Below are 25,268 nucleotides of genomic sequence, written 5' to 3' on the forward strand. Positions count from 1 at the left end.
GTTCTATCTCAAGATAATTCTTTATTATTCTTATAATTTACAAGGAATATTTTTGATTTCAAATCTTTTTAGATGTTTTTTGTAGCTTATCCGGCACAGCCTATTTTGAAGCAACTGCACCGAAACCAGCGTATATCTTTGAATAAAAAATATAACTTATGTTCAGCAAGTTAAATCATTTTAATCACGTGTTTTTACATCAAACAGTTCAATTTCAAAAATCAGGTTGGAATTGGCTGGAATGACTTTACCCATTTTACGTTCGCCATAGGCCAAATGTGCAGGCACCATCAGTTTACGCTTACCGCCAACTTTCATTCCCAGAATCCCCTGATCCCAACCTTTAATCACACGACCTGTGCCAATGACTGTTTCAAAATAATTACCGCGGTCAATTGAAGAATCGAACTTGGTTCCATCTTCCAGCCAGCCAGTATAGTGCGTGGTAATTAAGGCACCTTTTACCGCTTCTTTACCTTCGCCTACTTTTAAATCAATAATTTCAAGTTCGTTGATCATGGTTATTTACCTGAGAGGGGCATAAAATTCAAAGCTCAGTATAAACCGGATTGCTCTGTTTTTTTAAGTCTGGGCCATTGATGGGTTAAAAGCTGAGTTCCTGAATATTCTTGTCATTGAGTAAATGCTGGGTTAATTCTTGATGATTCTTGGCCGATCCCATCAGAATCCAGCGTCCGACAATCTGTTGATCAATTTTTTTTTGTGAGGAATGCACCACTTTTAACTGATAACGTTTAAATAACATTTCGTAGTGATCGGAATCATTCTGATCGAATGGGCAGACGATTTCATAGCTGCGTTCCTGATTCAGAGATTCAATGCCGCGCTGGACATACATCAATAGAACCAGCACCGCCATGACAATAAAAGTAGCCCAAATACTTAAGAGTTCATAGCCTGCACCGACCGCCATGCCGAGTGCTGCCGTCATCCAGATCGTGGTTGCGGTGGTAATTCCAGAAATACGGTTATCATCTTTCAGGATAACACCGGCACCCAGAAAACCCAGTCCAGTCAAGACATTAGCGGCCAGCCGGTCAGGATTGGCCACGCCTATTTTCAGAGAGATAATGGTAAATAAACAGGAACTCAGACTGACCATAATCATGGTACGCAGTCCGGCAGATTTACTATGATACTCACGCTCTGCACCAATAATTGCGCCGATCGCGACAGCCAGCAGTAAATCATAAAGTTCATGGTACATGGTGCAGCCCTGCGTATTCTTATCCCTCAGATATACGCAATTTGAGCTACAGGATACAAGTCCAGACTTGCATCCTTATTTGGCCTTATTGTAACTGTTCCCACTCCACCAGCACCTGGCCCTGATCACCGATCAAGGTCCATTCACCATCCATCACATTGAGCTGTAACTGCATGGTGCGTTCGCATAATTGTGGCAATGCGTCGGTGGTTGCGGTAGATAACTTCCACACTTCCACATTTTTTAAGGTTTTTAATTTGCTGCTGCGCTTATACCATTCATCCACCGCAGAACCATAGGTGACAACTGCGACCTGCTTGCAACGCGCACTGGCCTTTTTGACTTTATCTTCATCCGGGCTACCGACTTCAATCCATTTGACCAGTTGACCGGTCAGATCTTTTTCCCAGAGTGCCGGTTCATCGGTTTCAAAAAGATCCTTGGTAAATTCCAGCGCTTCATCGGCATAGCGTGCATAGGCCAAAATACGCACCATCAAGCGTTCAATGGTTTCTGAAGGATGCAGCGCCATCGTCAGCTGATAGTCTGCATAACGATGCGTATCCATGTCCGCAATATTCAAATCAACCTTATAAATCGTCGCTTTTAACGCCATCACATAATCCTCAAATTTGGCGCCTAGCATATAAGATTTAGCGCTATTTTGCTGAACAGATTTAGGCCAATAATTCATTCAGCGCACTAGAAACAGTACCATTATTTCTCTGGATCCATACGACATTGCATCAGGGCAGTTTCAAAGGCCAGCCAATCCCGTGACTGTTGATAAATCACTTCTACCCGGTTATCAATGCCTTCATCTGCCGACTGATAATTAAACTGCTCAGGATTAAAATTAAAGCTTTTCCAGCCTTGATCCGTATTAAAAATTCCCTTGATTCTGAGCCAGTCTTTTTGTTCACAGAGCAGATCCAGCAGATCATAAAAATTGAATTGCCAGCGTTTTGGCAATTTCCAGCCCGCAACCTGATAACCCTGCGCGCTTTCTACATAATGATAAGGCATTTGCTGAATCACTAAGGGCGTATCTGCTGAACGGGTGATCTGTTGCTGTTTTAACAAAGGCTGAATCTGACGGGCGGAACCCCGATAGTCCTGCTTGATCAGTTCGATATCGAGTTGTCCATGCTCGGTGAACAACCACTGTTGGGCATAAGGTTGATATTCTGTCTGAAGTTGCGTGAGTGCTGCGTGGTCTGCGGTTGTCATCAAGTCAGTATGTGAAATCACCACAATATGCGCTGCCTTGAGTTGGTCTGCGTACAGGTTTTGCTGAGTCCAGTCTCGATCATGCAAACGTGAACCATCTACCACTGTGACCAATGCCTGCATGTTTAAATGACTCTGCCAGTGCGGTTCGGTCAGCTGTTCCAGTAATTGGCCAGGATGCCCCAGTCCGGTAGGTTCGATAAACAGACGATCCGGTTTCACTTCTGACAGCAGGCGTGACAAGGCAATCTGCATCGGCAATTGGCTACTGCAACATAGACAACCACCCAACAGCTCTTTGACCGCATAACCCTGATCTTGCGGCAATAACTGCTGGTCTACCCCAATCTGGCCGAATTCATTCATTAGCACAGCCCAGATTTCCTGTTCCGGTTTTTGCTGTAATAAATGTTTGAGTAGTGTGGTTTTACCTGCACCCAAAAATCCGGAAATGATATGGACAGGAATAGCCTGCGACGCTGACAGAATTTTCAAAATCGACTCTCAAGAGATTGAATAGAAATAGCAATACTCTGCATTATAAAGCACAGTGTGACTTTAAAATGCGTGTTCTTCGCAAACACGGCGTGAAAATCACAGAGATAAAAATTAATGGAATGATCCAAAATTACCAATTTTCTATGTTAACTTTTATTTCAAATTTGATTTTTGAAATATTCATACACACTTTCATTAAATAAAACTCTGCATAATTAACAGAAATAAAACAATTTTCTCAGTTTTGTATCTGCTGGGTTATTCCCTGCGTGTCGCTTTTGTTAATTGATTTGCTCAGTAAAATTCCTGTGCTTAGGATGGGCATCTGTCGAATTGATGTGATGGTCAGCTCGGCAGATTACATGACATGAATAAAAGGATGCCAAAAATGAAATATGCACAAATCTTACTTGCCACTACGCTTACTGCTGCTGCAGCCACCAGCTTTGCTGACAGTAAAACCACAGATGCGAAAACCACCACTGCAGAAGAAAAAGTGATTGTGACTACCCAGGAATTACCTGAATCCAATGCCCCGGTTGCAGGTGCATCTGCAGAGCAGCCTGCTGCCTCTGAAGCTGCTGCGGAAACTACGACACCTGCAAAACCTGCTGCACGTTAAGTGATTGAACAACTCGTTTAATCCTTCAATGAAGATATCAGGGACAGTAATTCTCCAGTAGGCTTTGTCCTATACTGCCCCCGATATTATTCTATGCTGAATCATGCTTGATGCTGGTTCAGCATTTTTATTGCATAAAATCTATTTATCACCATAGTCAAAACTGATCATAGAATTAATACAGGCTATCAAATTTTTATTATTTTTATAATTAAAATCAATTATTTATTTAAAAACCACCTATTTCAATCCAATATCATCCATATACTTAAGCTACTATCGCCTAACTTGTTTCTGGCTTCTAACTGTCCCTTAATAGCATCAAATGCAAGTCGATTGAGTGGACATTCGCTATGAGCAATACTAATTACACTACTGAAGTGGCAATCCTTGGCGCCGGCCCTGTAGGCTTAACCATTGCCAACTATCTGAGCAAGCAAGGCGTAGCTGTCACGATTGTCGAGCAACTGGATAGTTTGATTGATTATCCACGTGCGATTGGAATCGATGATGAATCCTTACGTACCATTCAATCTTTGGGTTTAGTCGATCAAGTCTTACCGCATACCACTCCGAATCATGCGATGCGCTTCTTGACGCCTAAAGGTCGCTGTTTTGCAGATATTCAGCCTTTAACACGTGAGTTTGGTTTCTCGCGCCGTAATGCCTTTATTCAGCCACAAGTCGATAACGTCCTACTGCAAGGCTTAAAGCAATATAAAAACATCCAAGTGCTATTTTCTCGTCAATTGACTCAGTTTAGTCAAGATGCTGACGGCGTAACACTCAATCTGCAAAATAAAGAGGGCGATGCAGAAACCATCCGCGCTCAATATCTGATTGCCTGTGATGGCGGTAATTCTTATGTGCGCCGCAACCTGGGCATTGCCTTTGAAGGTGAAACCGCACCGAATCAATGGATCGTGATTGACCTTGAGAATGATCCGCTTGCTACACCACATATTTACTTATGTTGTGATCCGGTTCGTCCTTATGTATCAGCCGCATTGCCACATGGTATTCGCCGGTTTGAATTTATGGTTATGCCGGGTGAAACGCAGGAAGAACTGAGCAAACCGGAAAATATTGCCAAACTTCTGTCCAAGGTGTTACCAAGCACGGATGGTATTGAAGTGATCCGTCAGCGTGTCTATACTCATAATGCCCGTATTGCGGACAAGTTCCGTGTCGACCGTATTTTGCTTGCCGGTGATGCTGCGCACATTATGCCGGTATGGCAAGGTCAAGGCTATAACAGCGGTATGCGTGATGCCTTTAACTTGGCCTGGAAAATGGCGCTGGTTGTTCAAGGCAAAGCTGGCCCAGCACTTTTAGATTCGTATCAGATCGAACGTAAAGACCATGCCAAGGCGATGATTGACCTGTCGGTGATGGCAGGTCACGTACTGGCACCACCGAAAAAATGGCAAGGTTTTGTTCGTGATGGTATTGCCTATGCCCTGAACTACATTAAGCCGATCAAACAGTACCTGCTGGAAATGCGTTTCAAGCCAATGCCGAAATATCATGACGGCGCACTTTTGAGTAACGGAGCCAAGAACTCTCCAGTCGGTAAGACGTTTATCCAGCCTCAAGTTCAACTGGCTTCGGGTGAAACCGTATTACTGGATGAAGTGATCGGCAATGATTTTGCGATTATTGCCTGGGGTGTTGATCCGAAATGGGGTCTTAGTCCGGAGACGTTGCAACAGTGGAAATCGCTCGGCGTGAAATTCATCCAGGTAATTCCTGCGGTGCAATTGCAAAATAACCAGCGCAAAGAGTATGAAGATGTCATCACTATTGGTGATATCGGCACAGATATCCGCTCGTGGTTTGGCAACACGTCTGAATCCGTTGTGATCTTACGTCCTGACCGTTTCGTGGCTGCCCTGGCCATTCCTCAATCGATGGAAAGCACCAGCCAGCAACTGTTTAAAAAGCTTTACCTGAAATAATATTAGGGTCACCTTTCACCACGCTTCGGCGTGGTTTTTTTATTGTTTTTAGATATCCCGGACAATATATAGACCGAGGAATTAGACTCGGTATTCCTGAAACCACGGAATATCTTTCAGGGAATCACGGCGAGCCATCTGCTGCAGGAAGGGCCTGAACTCGTCAAATGGCGGTAAAATTTTCGCAGATATGGCGAAGATCAAACAGTAAGCCACATAGAGATCCGCCGCCGAGACTTTTTCACCCAACAGATAAGGACTAGCCTGCCCGATGCCCTGTTGCAGAAAATCAAATACGGCTACTTCATTCCCAAAACTTAAACTTCTCCGGTTCTTTTCAATATTTTCTGGCGACACCTGCAAATTTTTTATATCGATATATTCGGTGAAGGGTCCATGACAGAAAAACATCCATTTTAAATACGCCCCACGCTTCGGATCATCCAAAGCAGGTGCCAATCCTTTGTCACGATATTTATCTGCCAGATAGATAAAAATGGCGGCCATTTCTGAAATGACGATCTCCTGATCTACCAGACAGGGAACTTTTCCCATCGGATTGATCCGTGTATACGCCTGCTGATGCATATGCTCATAAGCGACTTCCACCTGCTCAATCTGGTCTTCAATCTGCAATTCTTTCAGTAAAGGCAACAAGGTCAGGCCACGTGATTGCGGGTTGTTATAGAGCTTCATCATCCTGCTTCAACCGGTTTTTATTGTTAGATGTTCAGTATAAAGCGATTTAGTGTCCCGATTTAAAAGGATGTGCTACAGACCATTTCTGTCACACGACTTTTTAGATGGGTAGATTGAAGGTTTAAATATTAAAAAAGATCCACGCAAAACTTTTCTTTTAATACTTTCAAAATCAGATCAATCACCACATGTTTTTGATCCTTGCGATAATTGGCATACAGTCCAATCATCGGCAACGGTTCCAGGGTCTTTTTCACCACAATATTATCACCGAGCAATGGAATCACATAAGCCGGCACCAGACTCCAGCCCACACCCATCCCTACCAGATTGACATTGAGCAGGATATTGGTGGAATACTGCACCACATTCACTTTCAATTTGGACTGTTTAAAAAAATCCTGAATCAGCTTATGCAGTTGCGGTGAGGACTGCTCATCACTAATTACAAAGTCCTGATTTTCAAAACTCTTGATACTGACATAGGGCAAGGCTGCAGCCGGGGAATCTTTCGGCACGATCAGGGTTAAAGGCTCATCAAAAATGCGGATTGAATCAAATTCACTCAACTGCCCCGGATAACGGGTAAAGGCAATATCGATCTGTCCATTTCTTAAGGCACTAAACTGCTCTGCATCGGTCAGACTATGAAACTGTGCTTTCAGTTCAGGAAAATGTGCGCGGATATTGGGCATGATATAAGGAAAGACTTTCATTTCCGCGACCGGGACAAAACCGATATTCAGCTGGTCCTGCTGTGCATTGGCGATCTGTCTGGCAGTCTGAATGGCGCGCTCTGCATGCTCAAGACTCAATAAAGCTTCTTTTAAAAATGCCTGTCCAGCTTCAGTTAGCCCGACCTTACGGTTATTCCGCTCTAGCAACTGTACGCCAACCTCACGTTCCAGATCCTTGATTTGCTGGCTCAATGAAGGCTGTACCGTATTTAATTTTTCCGCGGCACGGGTAAAGTTCAGTTCCTGCGCCACCGTAACGAAATAACGTAAATGCCTTAATTCCATTTTATAACTCCAAACTTGCCGGGCGCTTATTTTGCTTTTTGGCAACATACTGACGATAAACCAATATCGTCACAATGACGAGTGCGGCACTCAAAACATAAGTAGTTTCAAAGCCCCAATAGGCAATCAATACTCCCATTGCCACGGAACCGATCGCTAAACCCAGATCAAACAGGGTAAAGAAGGTTGAAATCGCATGTCCCATACGCTGTTTGTCGACCGACTGAATGGCCAAGGTCTGCAAACATGGGAATAGTGAACCATAACCGATGCCAATAAACACTGCCGACAACCATAATATCCATTGATTGGAAATCAGACTGACAATCACCAGACCAATGGCAAAGAAAATAAATGAAGGATAAATCACCGCACTGGGTCCCTTACGGTCATAAATCTTTCCAACCCAAGGTCTGACCAGCAACATGGATGCTGCAAATACAATAAAGAATACGCTGGTATAGCCCAAAAGCTGCTTGGTTTCACTAAATGCAGTAATAAAACTCATGATGCCCGAGTAGGCAAAAGCGGTTAGTAAAGCCACAAAACTTACCGCCAGAACTTTGACTTCCAGAATATCCTGCAAGCTCAAGCTGGTTTTTTCTGTGCTTATAGCTTCAGGTTTTGGTAACTCTGTGATTTTGAGCATCCAACAGAAAATGAGCCCCAAAGAAATGATAACGGCAAGAATGCCAAATAAGACTTTGAAGCTGGTGAACTGAATTACGGTCAATGCCAGCAAGGGCCCAAAAACCACACCCAGATTGGTCGACATGACGAAATAGCCCATGCCCTCACCTTTGCGCTGTTCAGGAATAAATTCATTAGCGACGGGTACTGCCACCGTGGTCAGAATACTGAACCAGATACCATGTAAAAAACGCACCAGCAACAGCGACCACATGCTATCTACCAGCAAATAACTAAAGGAAAATAAGGCAAAAATCACGCCTGCACCGCGCATCGAGATTTTCTTGCCGAGCTTTTCGATGATCATGCCGGAAAATGGCCGAACCGCAATCGAAGAGGCCAAAAATAGCGTCAGCGCCAGACCCGCTTCTTTTACCGAACCGCCCAGATCTTTCATGATGTAAATCGGCAAGATGGTCAGTAAGGCAAAATAATAAACAAACAGGAAAAAATTATTGAATAAGCACAAGATAAATGAGCGATTCCATAACCGCTCAGCGCTAACTGACATAATCACCAACTCTTAAAATTTGTAGGGAAATAGCACAAACTCAGGCTTGAACAGTGACCGGATGCAAGGCCAACTCGACCAGATTCTGGATATAGTGTTCATCTGGAATCCGGTTGAAAAAAATGATCTGGTAATGAATCGGGCCGTATAAGGTATCCAGCATCAAATCAAAAGGATAATCAGCGCGGATTTCTCCCCGTTCAATCGCTTGCTGAATCAGTTGATGGGTCTGTTGCCGACGTGGCAAGAGATATTGCTGAAAGAACTCACCTGCCAGTTCACGGTGATTGGCAATCACCACCACCAAAGCCCGACCGACCGGATGATTTAGCGCTTGAGATAAAGAACCGAGTTGTTGAATGAGATTGCTTTTCAGGCTTTTAGAGGTATCCAGCTCAAATACCGAAGCTGTATGCTGTTTGAAAGTGTCCAGCACCAGTTCCGATTTATGTTTCCACCATCGATAAATCGTGGACTTGCCAACACCGGCACGTGCCGCTACATCTTCAATCGTCAGCTGATGATATTCACATTCTGCCAGCGCATCTGCGACCGCCTGTAAAATGCACTGCTGTCGTCGGGAACTTTTTTCGTCACTGCTCATATTTTTCTACTTAACTTTTAAGATCTAAAAATCGAAACGATACGTATCGTTTTATATTAGGGTAAAAAATGGCAAAGCTCTAGTGAAAAACTGAAATTGATGCAAAAAAAAAGACCTTCTAAGGAAGGTCTTTTCTCAATCACGATCTAACTTAACTCTGTGCAGTCTTTTTATAAATGCTGCAAGAAGGATGATGATTTTCTTGCAAACGCGCGACTTTACGCTGTTCTGCTGCTTCAAAACGGCATCGTTTCCAGTCATTGTCCAGGTTTAAAGCTGGAATCTGTTTTGGTTTACCATTTTCATCCACCGCGACCATGGTGAAATAGCAGCTATTGGTATGACGTACCGTTCTCTTTTGAATATTCTGGGCTTCTACACGAATCCCGATTTCCATCGAGGTACGGCCAACATGATTCACACTGGCCAGAAAGGTAACCAGCTCACCAACGTGAATCGGCTCTTTAAAATTCACCTTGTCTACAGATAAGGTCACGACATAACTACCCGAATAGCGACTTGCACACGCATACGCCACCTGATCCAATAATTTCAGAATGGTTCCACCATGAACATTTCCTGAAAAATTTGCCATATCTGGCGTCATGAGAACTGACATCGTTAACTCTGACTGGTCATCCGACACTGCTGCAATTTGATCTAAAGGGGCCATCGTTTTCTTTGAACTCTTTGAATGACAAGGTTATCGTTTATTATTATAGCGTTTTTAACATGAATAAAATGTTCAATTCGGCAAATGAAGCATCACAATTATTGATATAGAAAATGTATTCATACAGAAAAAAATATATTTAATTGCTTAAAATCTCAGTTAGAAAGTTAAGTGCCAATAAATCAACACTTATTTATCTGGGGTTGATCACACAGCAACTGAGAATTTTTCACTGTTTTAAGCGCTGAACAAAAATAATTCAGGAAAATAAAAAGGCTCTGCGTGATTTAAAGCATCACTGGCCTGAGCATTTCCTGCGCCACGTTCTGATAACTTAAAATTTGTTGACCATCCAAGGTCGTTTCAACGGTAAAAGAACCATCCTGATGGGTCGCGGTCACTGTAAAAATATAGTGTTCGAATTGTGCCAGTTTGACCTGCTGTCCAATTTTAATATGCATCATGATGTCTACATCTGTGTAGTGATCTTTTCAAACTGCATTCTGGCATGAACATCGATGCTTTTGAATATTTGATCAACTTAAGTATACGAATAATAATATTAAAATTTTAATTTAAGACGAATAAGGCTTATTATTTAAAACAATATACTTATAATTCAATTTGTTATATTTAAAATTAATTTTATCTTTTGCGATAATTCCGACTGACTGATACACATAGGCAATCATCTTATCTTTTATAACAATCAGTTAAGCGTTACAGCCGATGATCCGTTATCTTTTTGATTGAATGTCCCTATACTGCGATATAGGGGTAAACAGAAATTTCAAAAAAAAGATTTATTGAGCTTGATGTTCATGTACCACAAACTGTGGAATACGATGTCCTTGAGCATAATCATGTTTTTGGTAGGCTTGTGAAATTTCCATTAACTTTAACTGGGTCGCCTCGGCACCAGCCTGCATGGTGAGTTCCCTGCCACGTACATCAAAGATATGGCCTTTTTCGCGTAAGTCCGGTTGAATCACCACATCTGCATGCTTTAATTCTTCATGCGCCAGATGTTGCTGCATAATATTGATGTTCTGGTTAAACAGTCCCCAGACATTGCTGGTTTCCGTGTGAATGGGTTGTGCCAGAATATCTACCGCAATCACAATGTCGGCTCCCAACTCACGTGCCACATCGACCGGCACCGGACTGACTAGACCACCATCTACATATTCTTTACCTTGAATGATGGTCGGAATAAACATACTCGGAATCGAGACTGAAGCACGTACCGCCTGTCCGGTATTGCCATAGTTAAAGACGACTTTCTTGCCTTCTTTCAGCGCGGTTGCTACCACAAACATTGGGATTTTCATGGCTTCAAGCGGGGTTTGATCGACCTGCAAATTGACATAATCTTCAACTTTCTTGCCATCAAAAAAGCCTTTTCTGGCTAGTTTAATATCACGGACATCATTCGGTCGCATGCTGAGGGCAATATTGCGCAGTTCAATCGCCGGTTTACCACTTGCATAAATGGATCCCACAATGCTGCCCGCACTGGTTCCGACAATAAAATCGGGGTGAATACCCGCCTGTTCCAGTACTTCCAGCGCACCAATATGCGCATAACCACGCGCACCCCCACTGCCCAGAACTAAAGCAACTACTGGACGCTGTTGGGTTTGCTTGATCTTTTGAAAATCAATTTGATTTGGACGTGCCTGAGCTTCTCCGCGTTGTGCAGCAGGTTGTAGATGACTGGTCGCCGCTTGGGCTGTCATGGGGGTCGTTTGGCAAGCACTCAGGCCAAATGTACCCAGTATCACCATACTCAACACATATTTCTGCATGCAGAGAATGTCCTCATTAATCTAAAGCAGCATAGTGTATAAACACATGCATAAATAGTCTGTAGAATTTCGTAAAACTGTCATACAGTTCAGCTACTTTATCTTCATTTTTCCCCATAACTGTATGTCTTCAATCTCACTGTATCGGATTTTCCTGATTTTCCTGCAACTGGGCTGCATTTCATTTGGTGGTCCAGCGGCGCATCTGGTGTTTTTTCACCGAAAATTTGTGACCCAACTGCAATGGTTGAATGACACCCAGTACAGTCAACTGGTCGCTTTGGCGCAACTTTTACCCGGGCCGAGCAGCAGTCAGGTGGGGCTGTCGATCGGTTATCTGCAACGGGGCTATACTGGTGCCGTGATCGCATGGTTGGGTTTTACCCTGCCCTCAATGATTCTGATGACCTTGGTGGCGCTCTTGGGTCAAAGCTATTTTCATATTTTAAACTCAAACAGCTTTCATACCATCCAGTTAATTGTATTTTCTGTCATCGCCTGGGCATTCTGGCAAATGCTGAGAAGCTTCTGTAAAACGGTTTGGCAATACGCTGTCTTAATCCTCTCTGTCGCATTACTGATAGTCGTTTCAGTAAGTTTTAACCAGATTCTGGTCATTATACTGGGCGCAATCTGTGGACTCTTGGCTGGATATTTTTCCCAATCAGATTCGAAACCCAAAGAAATTAACAAAACGGCAATCAGCTCGCCATATATTCGATCTGCCGCTGCACCCTATTGGCTGCTAGCATTTATCTTGCCATTTTTGCTGCTGCCCTTAGCAGGCAAATTATGGGGTGAATCGGAGCTGCAATTTTTTTCCAATTTCTATCAGACTGGCTCGCTGGTGTTTGGTGGCGGTCATGTGATTCTGCCTTTGTTACATCAGGACTTTGTCACAACCGGTTTGGTGAGTGCGCAATCTTTTGATCTTGGCTATGCATTTGCCCAACTGATGCCGGGACCTTTATTCAGTTTTGCCAGTTATATCGGTGCTTTACTGCCTTGGACGCCTTATGTCTGGCTGAATGCAGTGCTAGCGACCTGCACAATATTTTTACCTTCATTTTTTCTGATTTTTGCCACCTTGCCTTACTGGTCATGGTTGATGCAGCAGCGCCATATTCATCAGGCGGTGATGGGCATCAATGCTGCGGTAGTAGGACTGTTACTGTATTTATTGCTGGATCTTTCACAACGTTATTTTAGTTATGGCTCCGACCTGGTCTTTGTCGCGGTGATGATTGCTCTGCTACGCTCAAAACTACCGGTCTGGTTCAGCCTGATTTTAGGCTTTGTGCTTTATCAAAGTTATTTAAATTTCTTTTAAATAAAACTTTGGCACAAAAAAAGCCCCGAATGATCGGGGCTTTTTGCTTCAAGTCTTACCAGATATCTGATTTGACCTTGTCTTTAAATTTAGGATGGTTATCCAGTTTAAATTCAGGCTCTTTCACACCACGCTTCAACTGACCAGTATAGTCTTTGAGTAGCATCAGCAAGAATGGCATCAGCAACAGGATTGCGATCAGGTTGATGCTTGCCATGACACCCATGAACAGATCTGCCATATTCCAGATCAATGGCACACTGGCGATAGAACCGAAATACACCATGACCAATACAAATAAGCGGAAAATCAACATCACCCGGCTATTGTTATTGATGAACTGGACGTTTCCTTCGGCATAGGCATAGTTACCAATAATCGAAGAATAGGCAAACAGGAACAGAATCAAAGCCAGGAAGTCATCACCCCAAGCACCAATCTGGCTTTCAAGCGCCATCTGGGTCAAGGTCACGCCTTCAAATCCTGCATTTTCATACAGACCCGAAACCAGAATAATAATCGCGGTACATGAACACACCACAAAGGTATCTACAAATACTCCGAGCATCTGTACCAGACCCTGGTTGACCGGATGTTTGACATCGGAAGCTGCAGCAGCATTCGGTGCCGAACCCATCCCTGCCTCGTTAGAGAACAGACCACGCTTGATGCCCATCATCATCGCCATAGATACCATGGCGCCAAAGAATCCACCAGCGGCGGCTTCAAATTCAAAGGCTTTACTGAAAATGAGCTGGAAGATGGATGGGAGCAGATCGTAATTGATGACCGCAATATACAAAGCCACAGCCAGATAAAGCACAGCCATAAACGGCACAAAGCTTTCCGCAACTTTCGCAATCCGTTTAATCCCGCCAAAAATGATCACCGCAGTCATCAAGACCAGAAACAATCCGACCCAGGAAATTTCCAGATTCAGGCCGCCTAATGGCAGAATCAGGTTCGCCTCATCCCAGCCCCAGGCATGAGAGGTTGCTCCGGTAATGGCATTGGCCTGAACTGCATTGAAGACAAAACCATAAGTCGTGATCAATGCAATCGCAAAGACAATCCCGAGCCATTTCTGTTTCAGGCCTTGAGTAATGTAATAAGCTGGACCACCACGGAATTGCTGGTTTTTGTTATCTCGCACCTTAAACAACTGTGCCAAAGAGGATTCAACAAAAGCAGAACTCATGCCCAAAAAGGCAGTAAACCACATCCAGAACACGGCACCGGGGCCACCAATCGCAATCGCAATGGCGACACCCGCGACATTGCCCACACCGACCCGGCTTGCCAGTCCAGTGACAAAGGCCTGAAACGGGGTAATGCCGTGCGTATCCTGAACCTTGCCACGGCTATTTTTCATGACTTTCATGCTGTGCCAGAACAAACGAATTTGTACTGCACCCGTCATGATCGTGTAGAAAATACCGACTGCGACCAGAAACACCACCAGAAAATCCCATAAAGGGCCATTCAGGGCATTAATCCAGCCGAGTAAGGTTTCATTTAACTGATCATTCATGTCACATCCTTATGAGCCTATGACTCATCGTATCAGGCATAAAAATTATGCAAAAAACTTCAAAATCATCTGAATAACAGTAGCATTGATTAAGTCAACGAAGAACGCACCACATAATGGAACAATCAGGAAGGCCTTATGCGACGCACCATACATATTGGTAATCGCCTGCATATTGGCAACCGCTGTTGGCGTTGCGCCCATACCGAAACCACAATGACCTGCTGCAAGTACCGCAGCATCGTAGTTTTTGCCCATGATGCGGAAAGTGACGAAAGCTGCATACAAAGCCATGGTGATGGTTTGCGCACCCAGAATCACCATGAGTGGTCCTGCAAGGTCAGCTAATTGCCATAATTTCAATGATAACAATGCCATCGCCAAGTACAGCGACAATGAAGCATTACCGAACACATCAATCGCGCGATCGAAAATCTGAACTTTGAAAATACCTTCCAGTACATTACGCAGAATGACACCACCCGCCAATGCCCAGACAAATGTTGGCAGTTCAAACGCAGTACCTTTACTGAAACCCGTCATAAACTCTGCAAAAGCCAAACAACCTGCGAACAGGCCCAAGGTCGTGATTGCATTATCAGCGGTAATTAAACGCACCTGATGCGGATATTCAAACGGTACATATTCGTTGGTCGTGCTATCCATTGGTGTATTGTCACGCTTTTCGATCTGCTGATCGGTACGTGCAGTCGCCAGGTTATGACGATTGATCAGTAATTTGGCCAAAGGTCCACCAATGATCCCGCCGATGATCAGACCGAAAGTCGCACTGGCCATACCCAGTGCCAAAGCACCCTGAATGCCATGTTCAACTTCAAAAATCTCCCCCCATGCACCCGCAGTACCATGACCGCCGGTTAAGGTAACTGAACCTGCAATCAGGCCAATCAGTGGGTCAATACCAAGCAGTGTTGCCAGACTCATACCGACTGCATTTTGCAAAACAATAAAAATCGATATAGCAAACAGGAAAATTACCAGACCGACACCGCCTTCACGCAACTTGGAAAAGTTGGCACTCAGACCGATCGAGGCAAAGAAGATCAGCATAAAACTGGTTTGTAGCTCTGAACTGGTGGTGATGCTGTATCCCCACAGTGAATGCACCAGTAATGAGATAATCGCAGCAACCAAACCGCCTGCAACCGGCTCAGGAATATTGTAGCGCTTTAAAAAATCGATTTTATTAACCAGGAATCGGCCGAGTAACAAAACAATGACTGCGGCAATCAAGGTATAAAATGCGTTAAAAGTAAAATCCATAATTTTTTGCCCAAGATGATTTTGAATTTTTTATTTTTCTAAAAGTTATGGAGTGCGCTAGATTTCTAGCTCGCTCATTAGATGTTCATCTGGAAATATCCTGATTTGATCTATCACCTTTAGAAAAACAAACCGATTTATCATCTCTTTCAAACTTATGAATATCATCATCACGATCATATTCAACAAATGAGAGATTTATAAAAGCAACACCTTTTCTATTCCGATACTCAGTCTGTTGTAAAATTGCAGACAATTTTCAAACAGATGCGCATGCTGGTAAAAAAACTGTGTTTTAAGCTCAAAAAAAACATTCAGTGCTTGATGAGTGCTTTCAACCTAAAGACTTCATTCAAGCCATCTGGAATCGCGTTATTTAAAACAGATCTTAATCACGAAATGCATGAATTAAGATGAAAAGTCGTACATTATGCTGTTTCTTCGTATCAGGTTTTATTTCTTTTTATTAGCAATAGTTAATTTACCTATAAAAAATAATTATAAATTCTCATTTTTATATGAAGATTAATCTATATTTTAATTCAAAAAAAATATTAATCTTTTACTCGACACAAAATGAAACAGAGATCTTGAAATTAAATTATCTTGATTTTCAGTCAAAATAAACCAGTTCTCTGTGTGAAATTGTTATTGTTGAATGGTTCAAGCACTTGGGTTTTAAGCCATTTTTTAAATCAAAGACCAACTTTATGACTAAATCCATTGCTATCACTTAGGCGATTTATGCTCAGCTAAAAGAATGCGAAATTTCATTATTCAAGTCATTTTGCTGATAAATTGTTTTTTCAGCTGGCGAAGAATTAAATTTTCCTATCCCCCGTTCTGTTTGTTTAGTTTATAGTCATTGCAAACTCAATAAGGATATTCGACTGGACCCCATAATGGATCAAAATCTTGTTCATGCTGTAGATCACACCATCACTTCTCGCCATTCAGTGCGTGCTTTTTTAAATACCCCCGTTAGTACAGACACCTTAAAAGAGATTCTGGCGGTGGCCAGCCGCGCACCTTCAGGAACCAATACCCAACCCTGGAAAGTGTATGTGGTAACAGGTAAAAAGCGTGATGAACTCGTGCAGCAGGTTTGTCAGGCACAAATGCAAATCTATGCAAATCCGGAATTGTCGCAGCAGTATCAGGAAACTTTTGCCTATTATCCTGAACAATGGATCTCGCCATTTATTGAACGTCGTCGTGAAAATGGCTGGGGTTTATATGGCTTGCTGAATATTCAGAAAGGCGAAAAGGAAAAAATGGCGCGTCAGCAGCTGCGTAATTTTGAATTATTTGATGCGCCTGTCGGCCTGTTCTTTACCGTCCATCGTTCTTTGGCGATTGGTTCCAAAATGGATGTTTCCATGATGATCCAGAATGTCATGCTGGCAGCAAAAGCCCGCGGTCTGGACACCTGTCCGCAGGCTGCCTGGAATCATTTTCATCCGATCGTGCTTGATCTGGTCGGCGCACCTGATGATGAAGAGCTGGTCTGCGGTATGGCACTGGGTTATGCCGACCCAGAGCAGATTATTAACAGCTTTATTACCCCGCGTGTTCCCGTAGAGGAATTTGCCGTATTTATCGATGAGTGATGCAAGCAGGGCTAAGCCAACTTGCTTAGCCCTCTGCTCAATCCAGCATTTTTAATATATTAGAGAACGCCCAGCATCTATGCATTTTTCAAGATTGGCATCTTGATTTTAAAAATCGCCCAAGCGGAAATACCTACAAAAACCAGCATGATCAATGCCATATTTAATAAGGCATGCCAGATCAGAAAATTCAGTAATACACCGCCCAATAAGCCACAGACAAATTGCATACTGCCCATAATCGCACTGGCGGTTCCCGCCCGCTCGCCCTGTTCAGCCATTGCCAGAGCCATGGCATTCGGACCAGTAAACCCGATAGATGCCACCACAATAAACATGCCTAACAACACCCAGAACACAGAATCGACGTCCAGACAGCCCAGCAAGATTAACCCTAATACACCGGCAAACTGCAGGCAGGTGCCGATTTTCAGGCGCTGCAATATCGAGAATCGTCCAGCCAGACGTTTATTCAAGGTCGAAAACAGCATGATGCCGAAAGCATTGGCACCAAAGGCATAAGCAAACTGCTGCTCGGTCAGTTGATAACGATCCATCAGAATAGTCGAAGAAGCACTGATATAACAGAACATCACCGCACCGGAAAAACAGCCGGCATAGAGCGGGCGTCGAAAGCTGGGATCTTGAAAAATGCACCGGTACAAACTTATAACCTGTTGAAAGTTCAGCTTGAGACGGCGTTCTGGCTCCAGGGTTTCTTTAAATAGAAAATGTACACAGGCCAGACTCAACAGACCACAGCCCATCAGCACCAAAAAGATCATGTTCCATTCATAAAAAATCAACACCCAGGCCCCCAGACTCGGGGCGATGATTGGCGCAATCGCAGTCACAATCATCATGCTGGCAAAGGCCTGAGCTGCTGAATGCATATCCAGACGATCGCGAATTGCAGCGCGTGCCATGACCACCCCGACACAGCCACCGAGAGCTTGCAGAATTCGTGCAGCGATCAGGCTCCATTCATCCTGCGCAAAGACACACAGCAAACTTGCCACAATGTATAAACACAGCCCAAAATACAGTGGCGGTTTACGTCCAATCCGGTCACTGATCGGACCATAAATCAGTTGCCCGATCGCCAGACCGAAGAAATAAGCCGGCAAGCTATTGGAAACCATTTGGGTACTGACACCAAAATCTGCTGCCATAGCCGGTAAGGCCGAAAGATACATATCAATGGATAAAGGCCCGAGTGCACTTAAGGTCGCCAGCAAAACAATCCAGGACATGGCATAAGGTTGTTGTGCTATTTTATTCGATGTCATAAGCATGAAGATTTAAAGCGCTAATATGCAGACAAATTAACACAGTGCATAGTATGATTTAGCCTGAAATGAAGATTTATAAATATACTATTTTCATTAGCCTATTCAGATTCAGCTCTAAGACTGCAGTATAAAGGACGACCTTTGAAATCTTGGCTCACTCGTCTCAAGCAAACCACCTATAACACGACCTTGATGTATAACCTGCGCATGATGACGGCATTTGCAGGTACCGCCTTTGTTCCCTATTTTATGGGACAACAATTGATGACGATCCCATTGACTTTAGGGGTGGTCGCAGCCGGTTTAAGCGATATTGATGACCGCTTTTCGGTGCGGATTTTAAATCTGCTCTACACCTACATTGGCTTCTTTATTACGGCAGTAGGCGTATATCTGCTTTTTCCTTATCCCTTGCTGTTTGCCTTGGCCTTAATTGTGTCCTGTATTGCCCTGATTTTGCTGGGTTCACTAGGGCGACGCTATGCCACGATTTCCTACGGCTGTCTGGTGATTTCCGTTTATTCCATGCTCGGGGTGGAGCTGTTTGATGAATGGTATAAACAGGCTGGTTTATTGGTCATCGGCGCGATGTGGTACGGTCTGCTGTCGACCATCAGTTTCCTGATTTTCCCTGCCCGACTGGCGCAAGACAAGCTTGCCATTTCCTATTCTGCTCTCGGTGACTTTTTATATGCCAAGTCCAATCTGTTTGATGTGGACATGACCCCGAAAAGCTATCAGCAAAGCATGATTGAACTCTCGCTTGAAAATGGGAAACTGATTGCGATTTTTAATGAGATGAAAACTGCCCTTTTGACTCGCCTGAAAGGTGACCGGGGGCAAAAAGACACCCGTCGCAGCCTGCAATATTATTTTGTCGCGCAGGATATTCATGAACGTGCCGATTCAGCGCATATTGATTATCAGAAACTGGCCAAGATTTTCCAGCATAGCGATATCCTGTTCCGCTTCCAGCGCATCATGTCAATTCAGGGCAAAGCCTGTAAGGACCTGAGTGAAAGTTTGCTGATGCGCAAACCTTATGTACATAACCAGCGCTTTAAGCATGCCTTTGATAACCTGAGACAGTCTCTGGATAAGTTACGTCAGGAGCAGCAGTATGATCAGGTCTGGATCAGTGCCCTGTTTGCGCTGTTTCAAAACCTGAAATCGATTGATGCCCAGTTACGCAACCTGGAAACCGAGCAGAATATCAAGTCCGAGCGTTTCAAACATATCGAGAACCAGCTTAGAGATGATGACCTGAAAGGCTGGGATGACATCAAGATTCGGATTAAGCAGCATCTGACCCCAGAATCGGTGCTGTTCCGGCATGCCATTCGCCTGTCGATTGTGCTGCTGATCAGCTATATTTTTGTACAGGTCAGCAATATTGAATATGGTTACTGGATTTTATTGACCGCACTCTTTGTCAGCCAGCCGAACTTTAACGCCACCAAACGGCGTTTACGTCTGCGTATTGTCGGTACGTTGGTCGGTATTATTCTCGGTTATGCCATTCTGTATTTTGTGCCTTCCATCGAAGGACAATTATTACTTCTGGTATTGAGCGGGATTCTGTTCTTTGAATTACGCAGTAAACAGTATGCCCAAGCCACCGCCTTTATCACGATTTTAGCCCTGATCAACTTCAACCTGGACGGTATGGGCTATGCCGCGGCCATCCCGCGTATGATCGACACCTTGATTGGCTGTGCGATTGCCTGGTTCGGCGTCAGTTTTATTTTTCCAGACTGGAAGTTCCGGCGTTTGCCGCGCAGTATCAAACGCAGCTTGCAAGCAGAAGCGGATTATTTGAGCGAAGTGATCGAGCAGTATAAGTCAGGACGTAATAACGGCCTGAAATATCGGATTGTGCGCCGTGCTGCTCATAATACCGATGCCGAGGTAGCCTCACTGATTTCGACATTGGCCACTGAACCGGATATTGATCCGGTACAAAAATCGCTAGCCTTTGAGTTCCTTTGTCTGAACCATACTTTTATCAGTTATATTGCTGCACTGGGCGCACACCGGGAAAAAATTGAAGATCAGGACATTCTGAATTTACTGGACAAAGCTCTCGAGAACATTCGTGGTGCATTGTTGCGAGATGAAATGCCCGATTTAAGTGCGCAAAATATGATTCCCCATATTCGACAGCGCTTGGCTCAAGATCAGGAGCAAGATCAGAAATCCCTGATCATTTTGCAGCAGCTGTCTTTAATGTTCAGCATTTTAAAGCAGTTGAGTCAACTGAAACAAAGTTTGAGTCATGAGCGTGATGAACAGGCAACTGAATTAGGTTCATTATAATTTGGCTGATTTTGGAACAATATACTCACTGAATTGGTACAATTAGTGCTAAACTTTTTACAGTTTAAAATCTGCTAATTTCACTATGACCGCGAAAAATTTATACGCTTATACCCTCCAGCCTGTGAACTATGAAATTTCAGAAGCCGAGCAGCGTCATGCTCAGCTGGTGATCTGGCGTAGTACCAATAAAATTGGCATGAAAGCATGGCTGATCATGGGTGCTGTTGTTGCACTTTCTATTCTGGGCATTCTGCTCCTGAAGAACTATTCTACCGTGTTCTGCTGGGTGGCCATTGTCTGTGTGGTGTTGTATTACCTGATCCGTACCTTTGGTCTGGAATGGTATGTTAAACGCAAGATGAATGAATTTCCGGTACAGGAAATCAAAGGTGTTCGCCTGGGCGTACAACCACATGGCATCGTGATGCGTCAGAAAATGGGCATGCAAGAAGGTGTTGGGGCGATTAGCTGGAAAGACATCTATGAATGGTACAACACACCAGAATTCATGTTGGTCAATTTCAAGGTAAAAGGCCAGCAAGGTGCATATATCCTGCCGAAACGTCTGGACAGCAAAAACTTCTCTTTCGCCACGATTCGCAAGCATCTGGAAGCGGAAGTCGGCGCAGCAAAACAAATCTAAACTGTTCTTTCTTCAGTGAAAAACCTCCTGCCCCGGCATGGAGGTTTTTTTAATCTCAAAACAATAAATGATAATGAGAATAAATATTATCCTCAACACCTATAATTCGGGCTTAAACTTCAGTTATAATTTTGCCACTTTTATAGATCTCACCCTTAATCTGACGACCATGTTTAAAAAGACATTTTTCCAAATCCACTGGTTTCTGGGGATTACAGCAGGTTTAATCCTCTCGATAATGGGGGTCACTGGCGCAATCTATTCCTATGAACAACAAATATTAAAATGGATGAATAGCGACAGTTATACGGTTCAGGTTCAGCAACGTGACAAACTCACGCCTGCCGAACTGTATCAGCACTTTAACCGTACTGCGCCTGACATGAAGATCAACAGTATTACCGTGGCACAAGATCCGAGTGCTTCGAGTACTGTGAATGTTGCCAAAGAAGGCGCACGGCGTGGTCAGAACATCATGATCAACCCGTATACTGCGGAAGTCTTGCCAGAGATTAAGGGTCGGGAATTTTTCCAGTTTGTTCAGCAACTGCATCGTAATTTGACGGTTGGTCCGGTGGGTAAGCAGATTACCGGTGCCTGTACCCTGATGCTGATCTTTTTTGTCTTGTCAGGTCTGTACCTGCGCTGGCCGAAACGTCATTCGATCAAGCAATGGTTCTTTGTAAAACCTCAACTGAAAGGCCGTAATTTTATCTGGGATCTGCACGCTGTTGTGGGAACCTGGGTGGTGATTTTCTACCTGATTCTGGCCTGTACCGGTCTGTACTGGTCTTATGACTGGTGGCGCAATGGCATGTTTAAAGTGCTGGGGGTGGAACGCCCGCAACCGGAAATGCAGGCCAATGCCGGCAATAACCGTGGTGAAGGACGTCCAGGCGGTGAACGTGGTCCGCGTGCCGAAGGTGAAGTACGAGGCGAAGGCCGCCAAGGTGGCGAACGCGGTGCTGGTGGTGAAGGCCGTGAAGGTCTCAGCCCTGAAGCTACTGCCCGTGCGCTAGACCAGAGCTGGATTGGCTTTAACAATGAATTTTCAGATAAGTATTCTACCGTAACGTTTAACCTTCCGAAAAAACCGGATGGCGAAATGCAACTGAACTTCGTCGATCCGATCGCTCAACATGAACGTGCACGAAACAGTGCCACTTATAATTACCGGACAGCTGAATTTACCGAAGTCGAGCTGTATGAAGACAAAAAGCTCAATGAAAAGATCATGAGTAGCATGTTACCGGTACATCGTGGCAGCTTCTTCGGCCCGATCTACCAGTTCTTTGCCATGGTCGCAGCCTTGTTGATGCCGTTATTCTTCGTAACCGGCTGGATGCTCTATCTAAAACGTCGCAAGCAGAAACGCTTAACACTGGCAGCACGTCAGGGTGCGACTGCAGTGAACCTGGATGAAAATGCTAAACCATGGCTCATTGCTTATGCCTCACAAACAGGGGTTTCTGAGCAGCTGGCTTGGCGTACAGCAACTGCCCTGCAGGAAGCACGTCAACCGGTAACCGTCAAGCCGGTACAGCAACTGACGCTTGCCGATTTACAGCAAACCGAACAGGTATTATTTGTTGCTAGTACCTATGGCACGGGCGAAGCACCAGATCTGGCCTCTTCTTTTGAGAAAAAAATCCTGTCTGCTCAAGCTGATCTCAGTCATTTAAGTTATGCTGTATTGGCCTTAGGTTCTCAGGAATATCCAGACAGCTATTGCAGTTTTGGTCACCGTATTGATCAGTGGTTAAAACAGAATGGTGCCCAGCAGCTATTCAATACGATTGAAGTCGACAATGCCAATAACGAGCATATCCAGCAATGGAATAGTGCACTGGCACAAGTCACTCGACTTGAGCTACAAGCGATGAGTATCGATAAGACCTTTGATCATTGGAGTTTGAGTAAACGTGAACTGCTGAATCCTGGTAGTCTGGGCGCACCTGCCTTCAATATCGAACTGACCCCTGAACATGAAGCCATCTGGCAAGCAGGTGATATTGCCGAGGTTCAGCCAGGGAATAGCCAAGAACGTATTGATGCATTTATGCAAAAGCACCAGATAGCAGCGGGTACACAAGTACCTTCTATGCAACAGAATATTGAACAGGCACTCTGGGATCGTGATCTGACTCAGGCTGAACCTTTTGATTCTCTGGATCAGCTCCTTACGCAATTACCGGTTTTGGCAACACGTGAATACTCGATTGCCAGCATTCCAAGCCAGCAGGTTTTGCGTCTGGTGGTACGTCAGCAAACCGATGCTAGTGGTAATCTGGGATTGGGTTCAGGCTGGCTGACCCAGCATGCGGCTCTCAATGCGCCCATTGCACTGCGTATTCGCAGCAATGAATCTTTCCACCTGATTGATGACAACCGCCCGATTATCTGTATTGGTAATGGTACCGGCATTGCCGGACTATTAAGTCTGCTCAGTGCGCGTAACCGTCAGGACTATAGCCAGAACTGGCTGATCTTCGGTGAACGTCAGCGTGAACACGACTTCTTCTTTGAAGAAACCATTCAGGCCTGGCTGCAAATGGGAACCCTGAAACGTCTCGATCTTGCATTCTCGCGCGACCAGCAGGAAAAAGTTTATGTACACCATAAACTGCGTGAACAGGCTGAAGAACTAAAAGCTTGGATTGCTCAAGGTGCAGTGATTTATGTCTGTGGTAGCATCAATGGCATGGCCAGCGATGTGGATCAGGCCCTGATTGAGATTCTCGGTGAAACGATGTTAGATCAATTACGTCTGGATGGACGTTATCGCCGTGATGTATATTAAGATAACCTGATATGCTAAAAACCGGGCTCAATGGCCCGGTTTTTATTGAAGATGCAAAAGCAATAATAAGAATATGAATAAGAAAAAAGGAACCCTGGATGCTCAATCAACTTAAACGAAGTCTTAGCCTGATCTCTGGCTTGATCCTATGTATCAATAGCGTCTGGTTACTGAGCCAAGGTCAGAGGCATTTTGCTATTGCCCTGTCGATCTTCATTGGGGTGGCACTCATCCTGTACGCCTTATTTTTTTCATCTATTCAGCGCTGGAAACAGAATTCCCGATTCAGAACCTTGTTCTGGAACAGTCTCTGGGGCGGATTTTTATTCTGGATCATCAGTGTCGCGGCTTTCTTTGTTTATATCCAGATGTCAATCAACCCGACTGTTCCGGCACGACCTGCTGCAGCGATTTTAGTATTAGGCAGTGGCATTAATCAGGGTCAGCCCTCACCCATCTTAAAAAATCGTCTGGATACCGCAGCAAAATATGCAGAACGATATCCAAATACTTTAATCATTATGACCGGTGGACGAAATTTCCGGGAGAGACAGAGCGAAGCTGAAGTCATGCAAAGTTATATCTACACGAACTATCCGCAGCTCAAAAACCCCATTAGCTTAGAAGATCAAAGCAGAAGTACCCAACAGAACCTGCAATATTCTCAGGCAATCCTAAAACAGCAACATATTGATCGAAATGAGCCCATTGCGATTGTCACTAGCGATTTTCATAGCCCTCGTGCCCGTGCCATTGCCAGACATCAGGGTTATCAACAAGTCATCAGCCTGAGTGCCAGCACACCCCAGAATGTTCGCTATAATTCCTGGTTACGCGAATATTTTGCTTTGATAAGTGGCTGGCTACTGAATGAATATTCATTGTTCCAATAAACAAGCTGTTTTAAAAACAATAA

Annotated in this window: 22 protein-coding genes; 8 read left to right on the plus strand and 14 right to left on the minus strand. The window is 44.2% G+C overall.

Annotated elements, in window-relative coordinates; genetic code table 11:
- Positions 1 to 180: 180 nt before the first annotated feature.
- From AC1IR0_RS03750 to AC1IR0_RS03765, 4 genes are all read right to left on the minus strand, one after another.
- Positions 181 to 519 carry an FKBP-type peptidyl-prolyl cis-trans isomerase gene (locus AC1IR0_RS03750; RefSeq protein ID WP_004280661.1) on the minus strand — a complete coding sequence of 113 codons (339 nt, stop codon included), beginning with the start codon at positions 517 to 519 and terminating at the stop codon, positions 181 to 183.
- An 85-nt stretch (positions 520 to 604) separates the two neighbouring features.
- On the minus strand, positions 605 to 1,228 hold the full coding sequence (locus AC1IR0_RS03755; RefSeq protein WP_409666464.1) for an MgtC/SapB family protein: 624 nt from the start codon (positions 1,226 to 1,228) through the stop codon (positions 605 to 607).
- Between the two features lie 85 nt (positions 1,229 to 1,313).
- Positions 1,314 to 1,844, minus strand: coding sequence for a YaeQ family protein (locus tag AC1IR0_RS03760; RefSeq protein WP_026056583.1), 531 nt, complete (start codon positions 1,842 to 1,844; stop codon positions 1,314 to 1,316).
- Between the two features lie 101 nt (positions 1,845 to 1,945).
- Positions 1,946 to 2,953 (minus strand): CobW family GTP-binding protein, encoded by a 1,008-nt coding sequence (locus tag AC1IR0_RS03765; RefSeq protein ID WP_005265917.1) that lies wholly within the window; start codon positions 2,951 to 2,953, stop codon positions 1,946 to 1,948.
- Positions 2,954 to 3,344: 391 nt separating this feature from the next.
- On the opposite strand from AC1IR0_RS03765, the gene AC1IR0_RS03770 reads away from it, so the two are divergent.
- Positions 3,345 to 3,578, plus strand: a complete 234-nt coding sequence (locus AC1IR0_RS03770; protein WP_004645811.1) for a hypothetical protein — start codon at positions 3,345 to 3,347, stop codon at positions 3,576 to 3,578.
- Between the two features lie 353 nt (positions 3,579 to 3,931).
- Positions 3,932 to 5,536, plus strand: coding sequence for a bifunctional 3-(3-hydroxy-phenyl)propionate/3-hydroxycinnamic acid hydroxylase (locus AC1IR0_RS03775; protein ID WP_409666462.1), 1,605 nt, complete (start codon positions 3,932 to 3,934; stop codon positions 5,534 to 5,536).
- 81 nt (positions 5,537 to 5,617) lie between these two features.
- Here AC1IR0_RS03775 and AC1IR0_RS03780 read toward each other — a convergent pair whose 3' ends face one another.
- The 7 genes from AC1IR0_RS03780 to AC1IR0_RS03810 all read right to left on the minus strand — a co-directional run bounded on the left by AC1IR0_RS03780 (position 5,618) and on the right by AC1IR0_RS03810 (position 11,543).
- Positions 5,618 to 6,232 (minus strand): glutathione S-transferase family protein, encoded by a 615-nt coding sequence (locus AC1IR0_RS03780; RefSeq protein ID WP_409666478.1) that lies wholly within the window; start codon positions 6,230 to 6,232, stop codon positions 5,618 to 5,620.
- Positions 6,233 to 6,363: 131 nt separating this feature from the next.
- Positions 6,364 to 7,257, minus strand: coding sequence for a LysR substrate-binding domain-containing protein (locus AC1IR0_RS03785; RefSeq protein WP_191112525.1), 894 nt, complete (start codon positions 7,255 to 7,257; stop codon positions 6,364 to 6,366).
- Between the two features lies 1 nt (position 7,258).
- Positions 7,259 to 8,458 (minus strand): MFS transporter, encoded by a 1,200-nt coding sequence (locus AC1IR0_RS03790; protein ID WP_005104033.1) that lies wholly within the window; start codon positions 8,456 to 8,458, stop codon positions 7,259 to 7,261.
- A 40-nt stretch (positions 8,459 to 8,498) separates the two neighbouring features.
- Positions 8,499 to 9,062 carry a TetR/AcrR family transcriptional regulator gene (locus AC1IR0_RS03795; protein ID WP_409666511.1) on the minus strand — a complete coding sequence of 188 codons (564 nt, stop codon included), beginning with the start codon at positions 9,060 to 9,062 and terminating at the stop codon, positions 8,499 to 8,501.
- Positions 9,063 to 9,213: 151 nt separating this feature from the next.
- Complete coding sequence (locus tag AC1IR0_RS03800) at positions 9,214 to 9,735, minus strand: acyl-CoA thioesterase (RefSeq protein ID WP_004280680.1); 522 nt, start codon at positions 9,733 to 9,735, stop codon at positions 9,214 to 9,216.
- Between the two features lie 287 nt (positions 9,736 to 10,022).
- Positions 10,023 to 10,199, minus strand: coding sequence for a hypothetical protein (locus AC1IR0_RS03805; RefSeq protein ID WP_004731959.1), 177 nt, complete (start codon positions 10,197 to 10,199; stop codon positions 10,023 to 10,025).
- Between the two features lie 339 nt (positions 10,200 to 10,538).
- Entirely contained in the window at positions 10,539 to 11,543 is a 1,005-nt protein-coding gene (locus tag AC1IR0_RS03810) for a patatin-like phospholipase family protein (protein WP_114541649.1), read from the minus strand.
- 124 nt (positions 11,544 to 11,667) lie between these two features.
- Between AC1IR0_RS03810 and chrA the strand changes: the two genes are divergently transcribed.
- Positions 11,668 to 12,873: a chromate efflux transporter gene (gene chrA / locus AC1IR0_RS03815; protein WP_409666513.1), complete on the plus strand. Its 1,206-nt coding sequence runs from the start codon at positions 11,668 to 11,670 to the stop codon at positions 12,871 to 12,873.
- A 55-nt stretch (positions 12,874 to 12,928) separates the two neighbouring features.
- On the opposite strand, the gene AC1IR0_RS03820 is transcribed toward chrA, so the two are convergent.
- Together AC1IR0_RS03820 and gltS are read right to left on the minus strand one after the other, a co-directional pair.
- Positions 12,929 to 14,404 carry an alanine/glycine:cation symporter family protein gene (locus AC1IR0_RS03820; protein ID WP_409666515.1) on the minus strand — a complete coding sequence of 492 codons (1,476 nt, stop codon included), beginning with the start codon at positions 14,402 to 14,404 and terminating at the stop codon, positions 12,929 to 12,931.
- Between the two features lie 45 nt (positions 14,405 to 14,449).
- The gene (gltS, locus tag AC1IR0_RS03825; RefSeq protein WP_004280690.1) at positions 14,450 to 15,688 is read right to left on the minus strand and encodes a sodium/glutamate symporter; all 1,239 of its coding nucleotides are present in this window, start codon (positions 15,686 to 15,688) and stop codon (positions 14,450 to 14,452) included.
- Positions 15,689 to 16,590: 902 nt separating this feature from the next.
- Here gltS and AC1IR0_RS03830 point away from each other — a divergent pair.
- Positions 16,591 to 17,298, plus strand: coding sequence for a nitroreductase (locus tag AC1IR0_RS03830; protein WP_004280692.1), 708 nt, complete (start codon positions 16,591 to 16,593; stop codon positions 17,296 to 17,298).
- 77 nt (positions 17,299 to 17,375) lie between these two features.
- On the opposite strand, the gene AC1IR0_RS03835 is transcribed toward AC1IR0_RS03830, so the two are convergent.
- A complete protein-coding gene (locus tag AC1IR0_RS03835) occupies positions 17,376 to 18,593 on the minus strand; it encodes a multidrug effflux MFS transporter (protein ID WP_409666519.1) in 1,218 nt (405 codons plus the stop codon).
- A 138-nt stretch (positions 18,594 to 18,731) separates the two neighbouring features.
- Between AC1IR0_RS03835 and yccS the strand changes: the two genes are divergently transcribed.
- The 4 genes from yccS (at position 18,732) to AC1IR0_RS03855 (ending at position 25,245) form a co-directional block, all read left to right on the plus strand.
- Entirely contained in the window at positions 18,732 to 20,906 is a 2,175-nt protein-coding gene (gene yccS / locus AC1IR0_RS03840; RefSeq protein WP_044111500.1) for a YccS family putative transporter, read from the plus strand.
- Positions 20,907 to 20,991: 85 nt separating this feature from the next.
- Positions 20,992 to 21,552 (plus strand): YcxB family protein, encoded by a 561-nt coding sequence (locus AC1IR0_RS03845; RefSeq protein WP_004280696.1) that lies wholly within the window; start codon positions 20,992 to 20,994, stop codon positions 21,550 to 21,552.
- Positions 21,553 to 21,721: 169 nt separating this feature from the next.
- Positions 21,722 to 24,352, plus strand: a complete 2,631-nt coding sequence (locus AC1IR0_RS03850) for a PepSY domain-containing protein (RefSeq protein WP_184412406.1) — start codon at positions 21,722 to 21,724, stop codon at positions 24,350 to 24,352.
- A gap of 98 nt (positions 24,353 to 24,450) precedes the next feature.
- Complete coding sequence (locus tag AC1IR0_RS03855; RefSeq protein ID WP_409666524.1) at positions 24,451 to 25,245, plus strand: YdcF family protein; 795 nt, start codon at positions 24,451 to 24,453, stop codon at positions 25,243 to 25,245.
- The last annotated feature ends 23 nt before the right edge of the window (positions 25,246 to 25,268 follow it).

This window comes from Acinetobacter sp. 129952 (assembly GCF_056642055.1).

What these genes read in the sequence shown, in the direction of transcription:
- AC1IR0_RS03750 (WP_004280661.1), bottom strand. Translation starts at nt 519, where the DNA reads ATGATCAACGAACTTGAAATTATTGATTTAAAAGTAGGCGAAGGTAAA.
- AC1IR0_RS03755 (WP_409666464.1), bottom strand. Translation starts at nt 1,228, where the DNA reads ATGTACCATGAACTTTATGATTTACTGCTGGCTGTCGCGATCGGCGCA.
- AC1IR0_RS03760 (WP_026056583.1), bottom strand. Translation starts at nt 1,844, where the DNA reads ATGGCGTTAAAAGCGACGATTTATAAGGTTGATTTGAATATTGCGGAC.
- AC1IR0_RS03770 (WP_004645811.1), top strand. Translation starts at nt 3,345, where the DNA reads ATGAAATATGCACAAATCTTACTTGCCACTACGCTTACTGCTGCTGCA.
- AC1IR0_RS03775 (WP_409666462.1), top strand. Translation starts at nt 3,932, where the DNA reads ATGAGCAATACTAATTACACTACTGAAGTGGCAATCCTTGGCGCCGGC.
- AC1IR0_RS03780 (WP_409666478.1), bottom strand. Translation starts at nt 6,232, where the DNA reads ATGAAGCTCTATAACAACCCGCAATCACGTGGCCTGACCTTGTTGCCT.
- AC1IR0_RS03785 (WP_191112525.1), bottom strand. Translation starts at nt 7,257, where the DNA reads ATGGAATTAAGGCATTTACGTTATTTCGTTACGGTGGCGCAGGAACTG.
- AC1IR0_RS03790 (WP_005104033.1), bottom strand. Translation starts at nt 8,458, where the DNA reads ATGTCAGTTAGCGCTGAGCGGTTATGGAATCGCTCATTTATCTTGTGC.
- AC1IR0_RS03795 (WP_409666511.1), bottom strand. Translation starts at nt 9,062, where the DNA reads ATGAGCAGTGACGAAAAAAGTTCCCGACGACAGCAGTGCATTTTACAG.
- AC1IR0_RS03800 (WP_004280680.1), bottom strand. Translation starts at nt 9,735, where the DNA reads ATGGCCCCTTTAGATCAAATTGCAGCAGTGTCGGATGACCAGTCAGAG.
- AC1IR0_RS03805 (WP_004731959.1), bottom strand. Translation starts at nt 10,199, where the DNA reads ATGATGCATATTAAAATTGGACAGCAGGTCAAACTGGCACAATTCGAA.
- AC1IR0_RS03810 (WP_114541649.1), bottom strand. Translation starts at nt 11,543, where the DNA reads ATGCAGAAATATGTGTTGAGTATGGTGATACTGGGTACATTTGGCCTG.
- chrA (WP_409666513.1), top strand. Translation starts at nt 11,668, where the DNA reads ATGTCTTCAATCTCACTGTATCGGATTTTCCTGATTTTCCTGCAACTG.
- AC1IR0_RS03820 (WP_409666515.1), bottom strand. Translation starts at nt 14,404, where the DNA reads ATGAATGATCAGTTAAATGAAACCTTACTCGGCTGGATTAATGCCCTG.
- gltS (WP_004280690.1), bottom strand. Translation starts at nt 15,688, where the DNA reads ATGGATTTTACTTTTAACGCATTTTATACCTTGATTGCCGCAGTCATT.
- AC1IR0_RS03830 (WP_004280692.1), top strand. Translation starts at nt 16,591, where the DNA reads ATGGATCAAAATCTTGTTCATGCTGTAGATCACACCATCACTTCTCGC.
- AC1IR0_RS03835 (WP_409666519.1), bottom strand. Translation starts at nt 18,593, where the DNA reads ATGCTTATGACATCGAATAAAATAGCACAACAACCTTATGCCATGTCC.
- AC1IR0_RS03845 (WP_004280696.1), top strand. Translation starts at nt 20,992, where the DNA reads ATGACCGCGAAAAATTTATACGCTTATACCCTCCAGCCTGTGAACTAT.
- AC1IR0_RS03850 (WP_184412406.1), top strand. Translation starts at nt 21,722, where the DNA reads ATGTTTAAAAAGACATTTTTCCAAATCCACTGGTTTCTGGGGATTACA.
- AC1IR0_RS03855 (WP_409666524.1), top strand. Translation starts at nt 24,451, where the DNA reads ATGCTCAATCAACTTAAACGAAGTCTTAGCCTGATCTCTGGCTTGATC.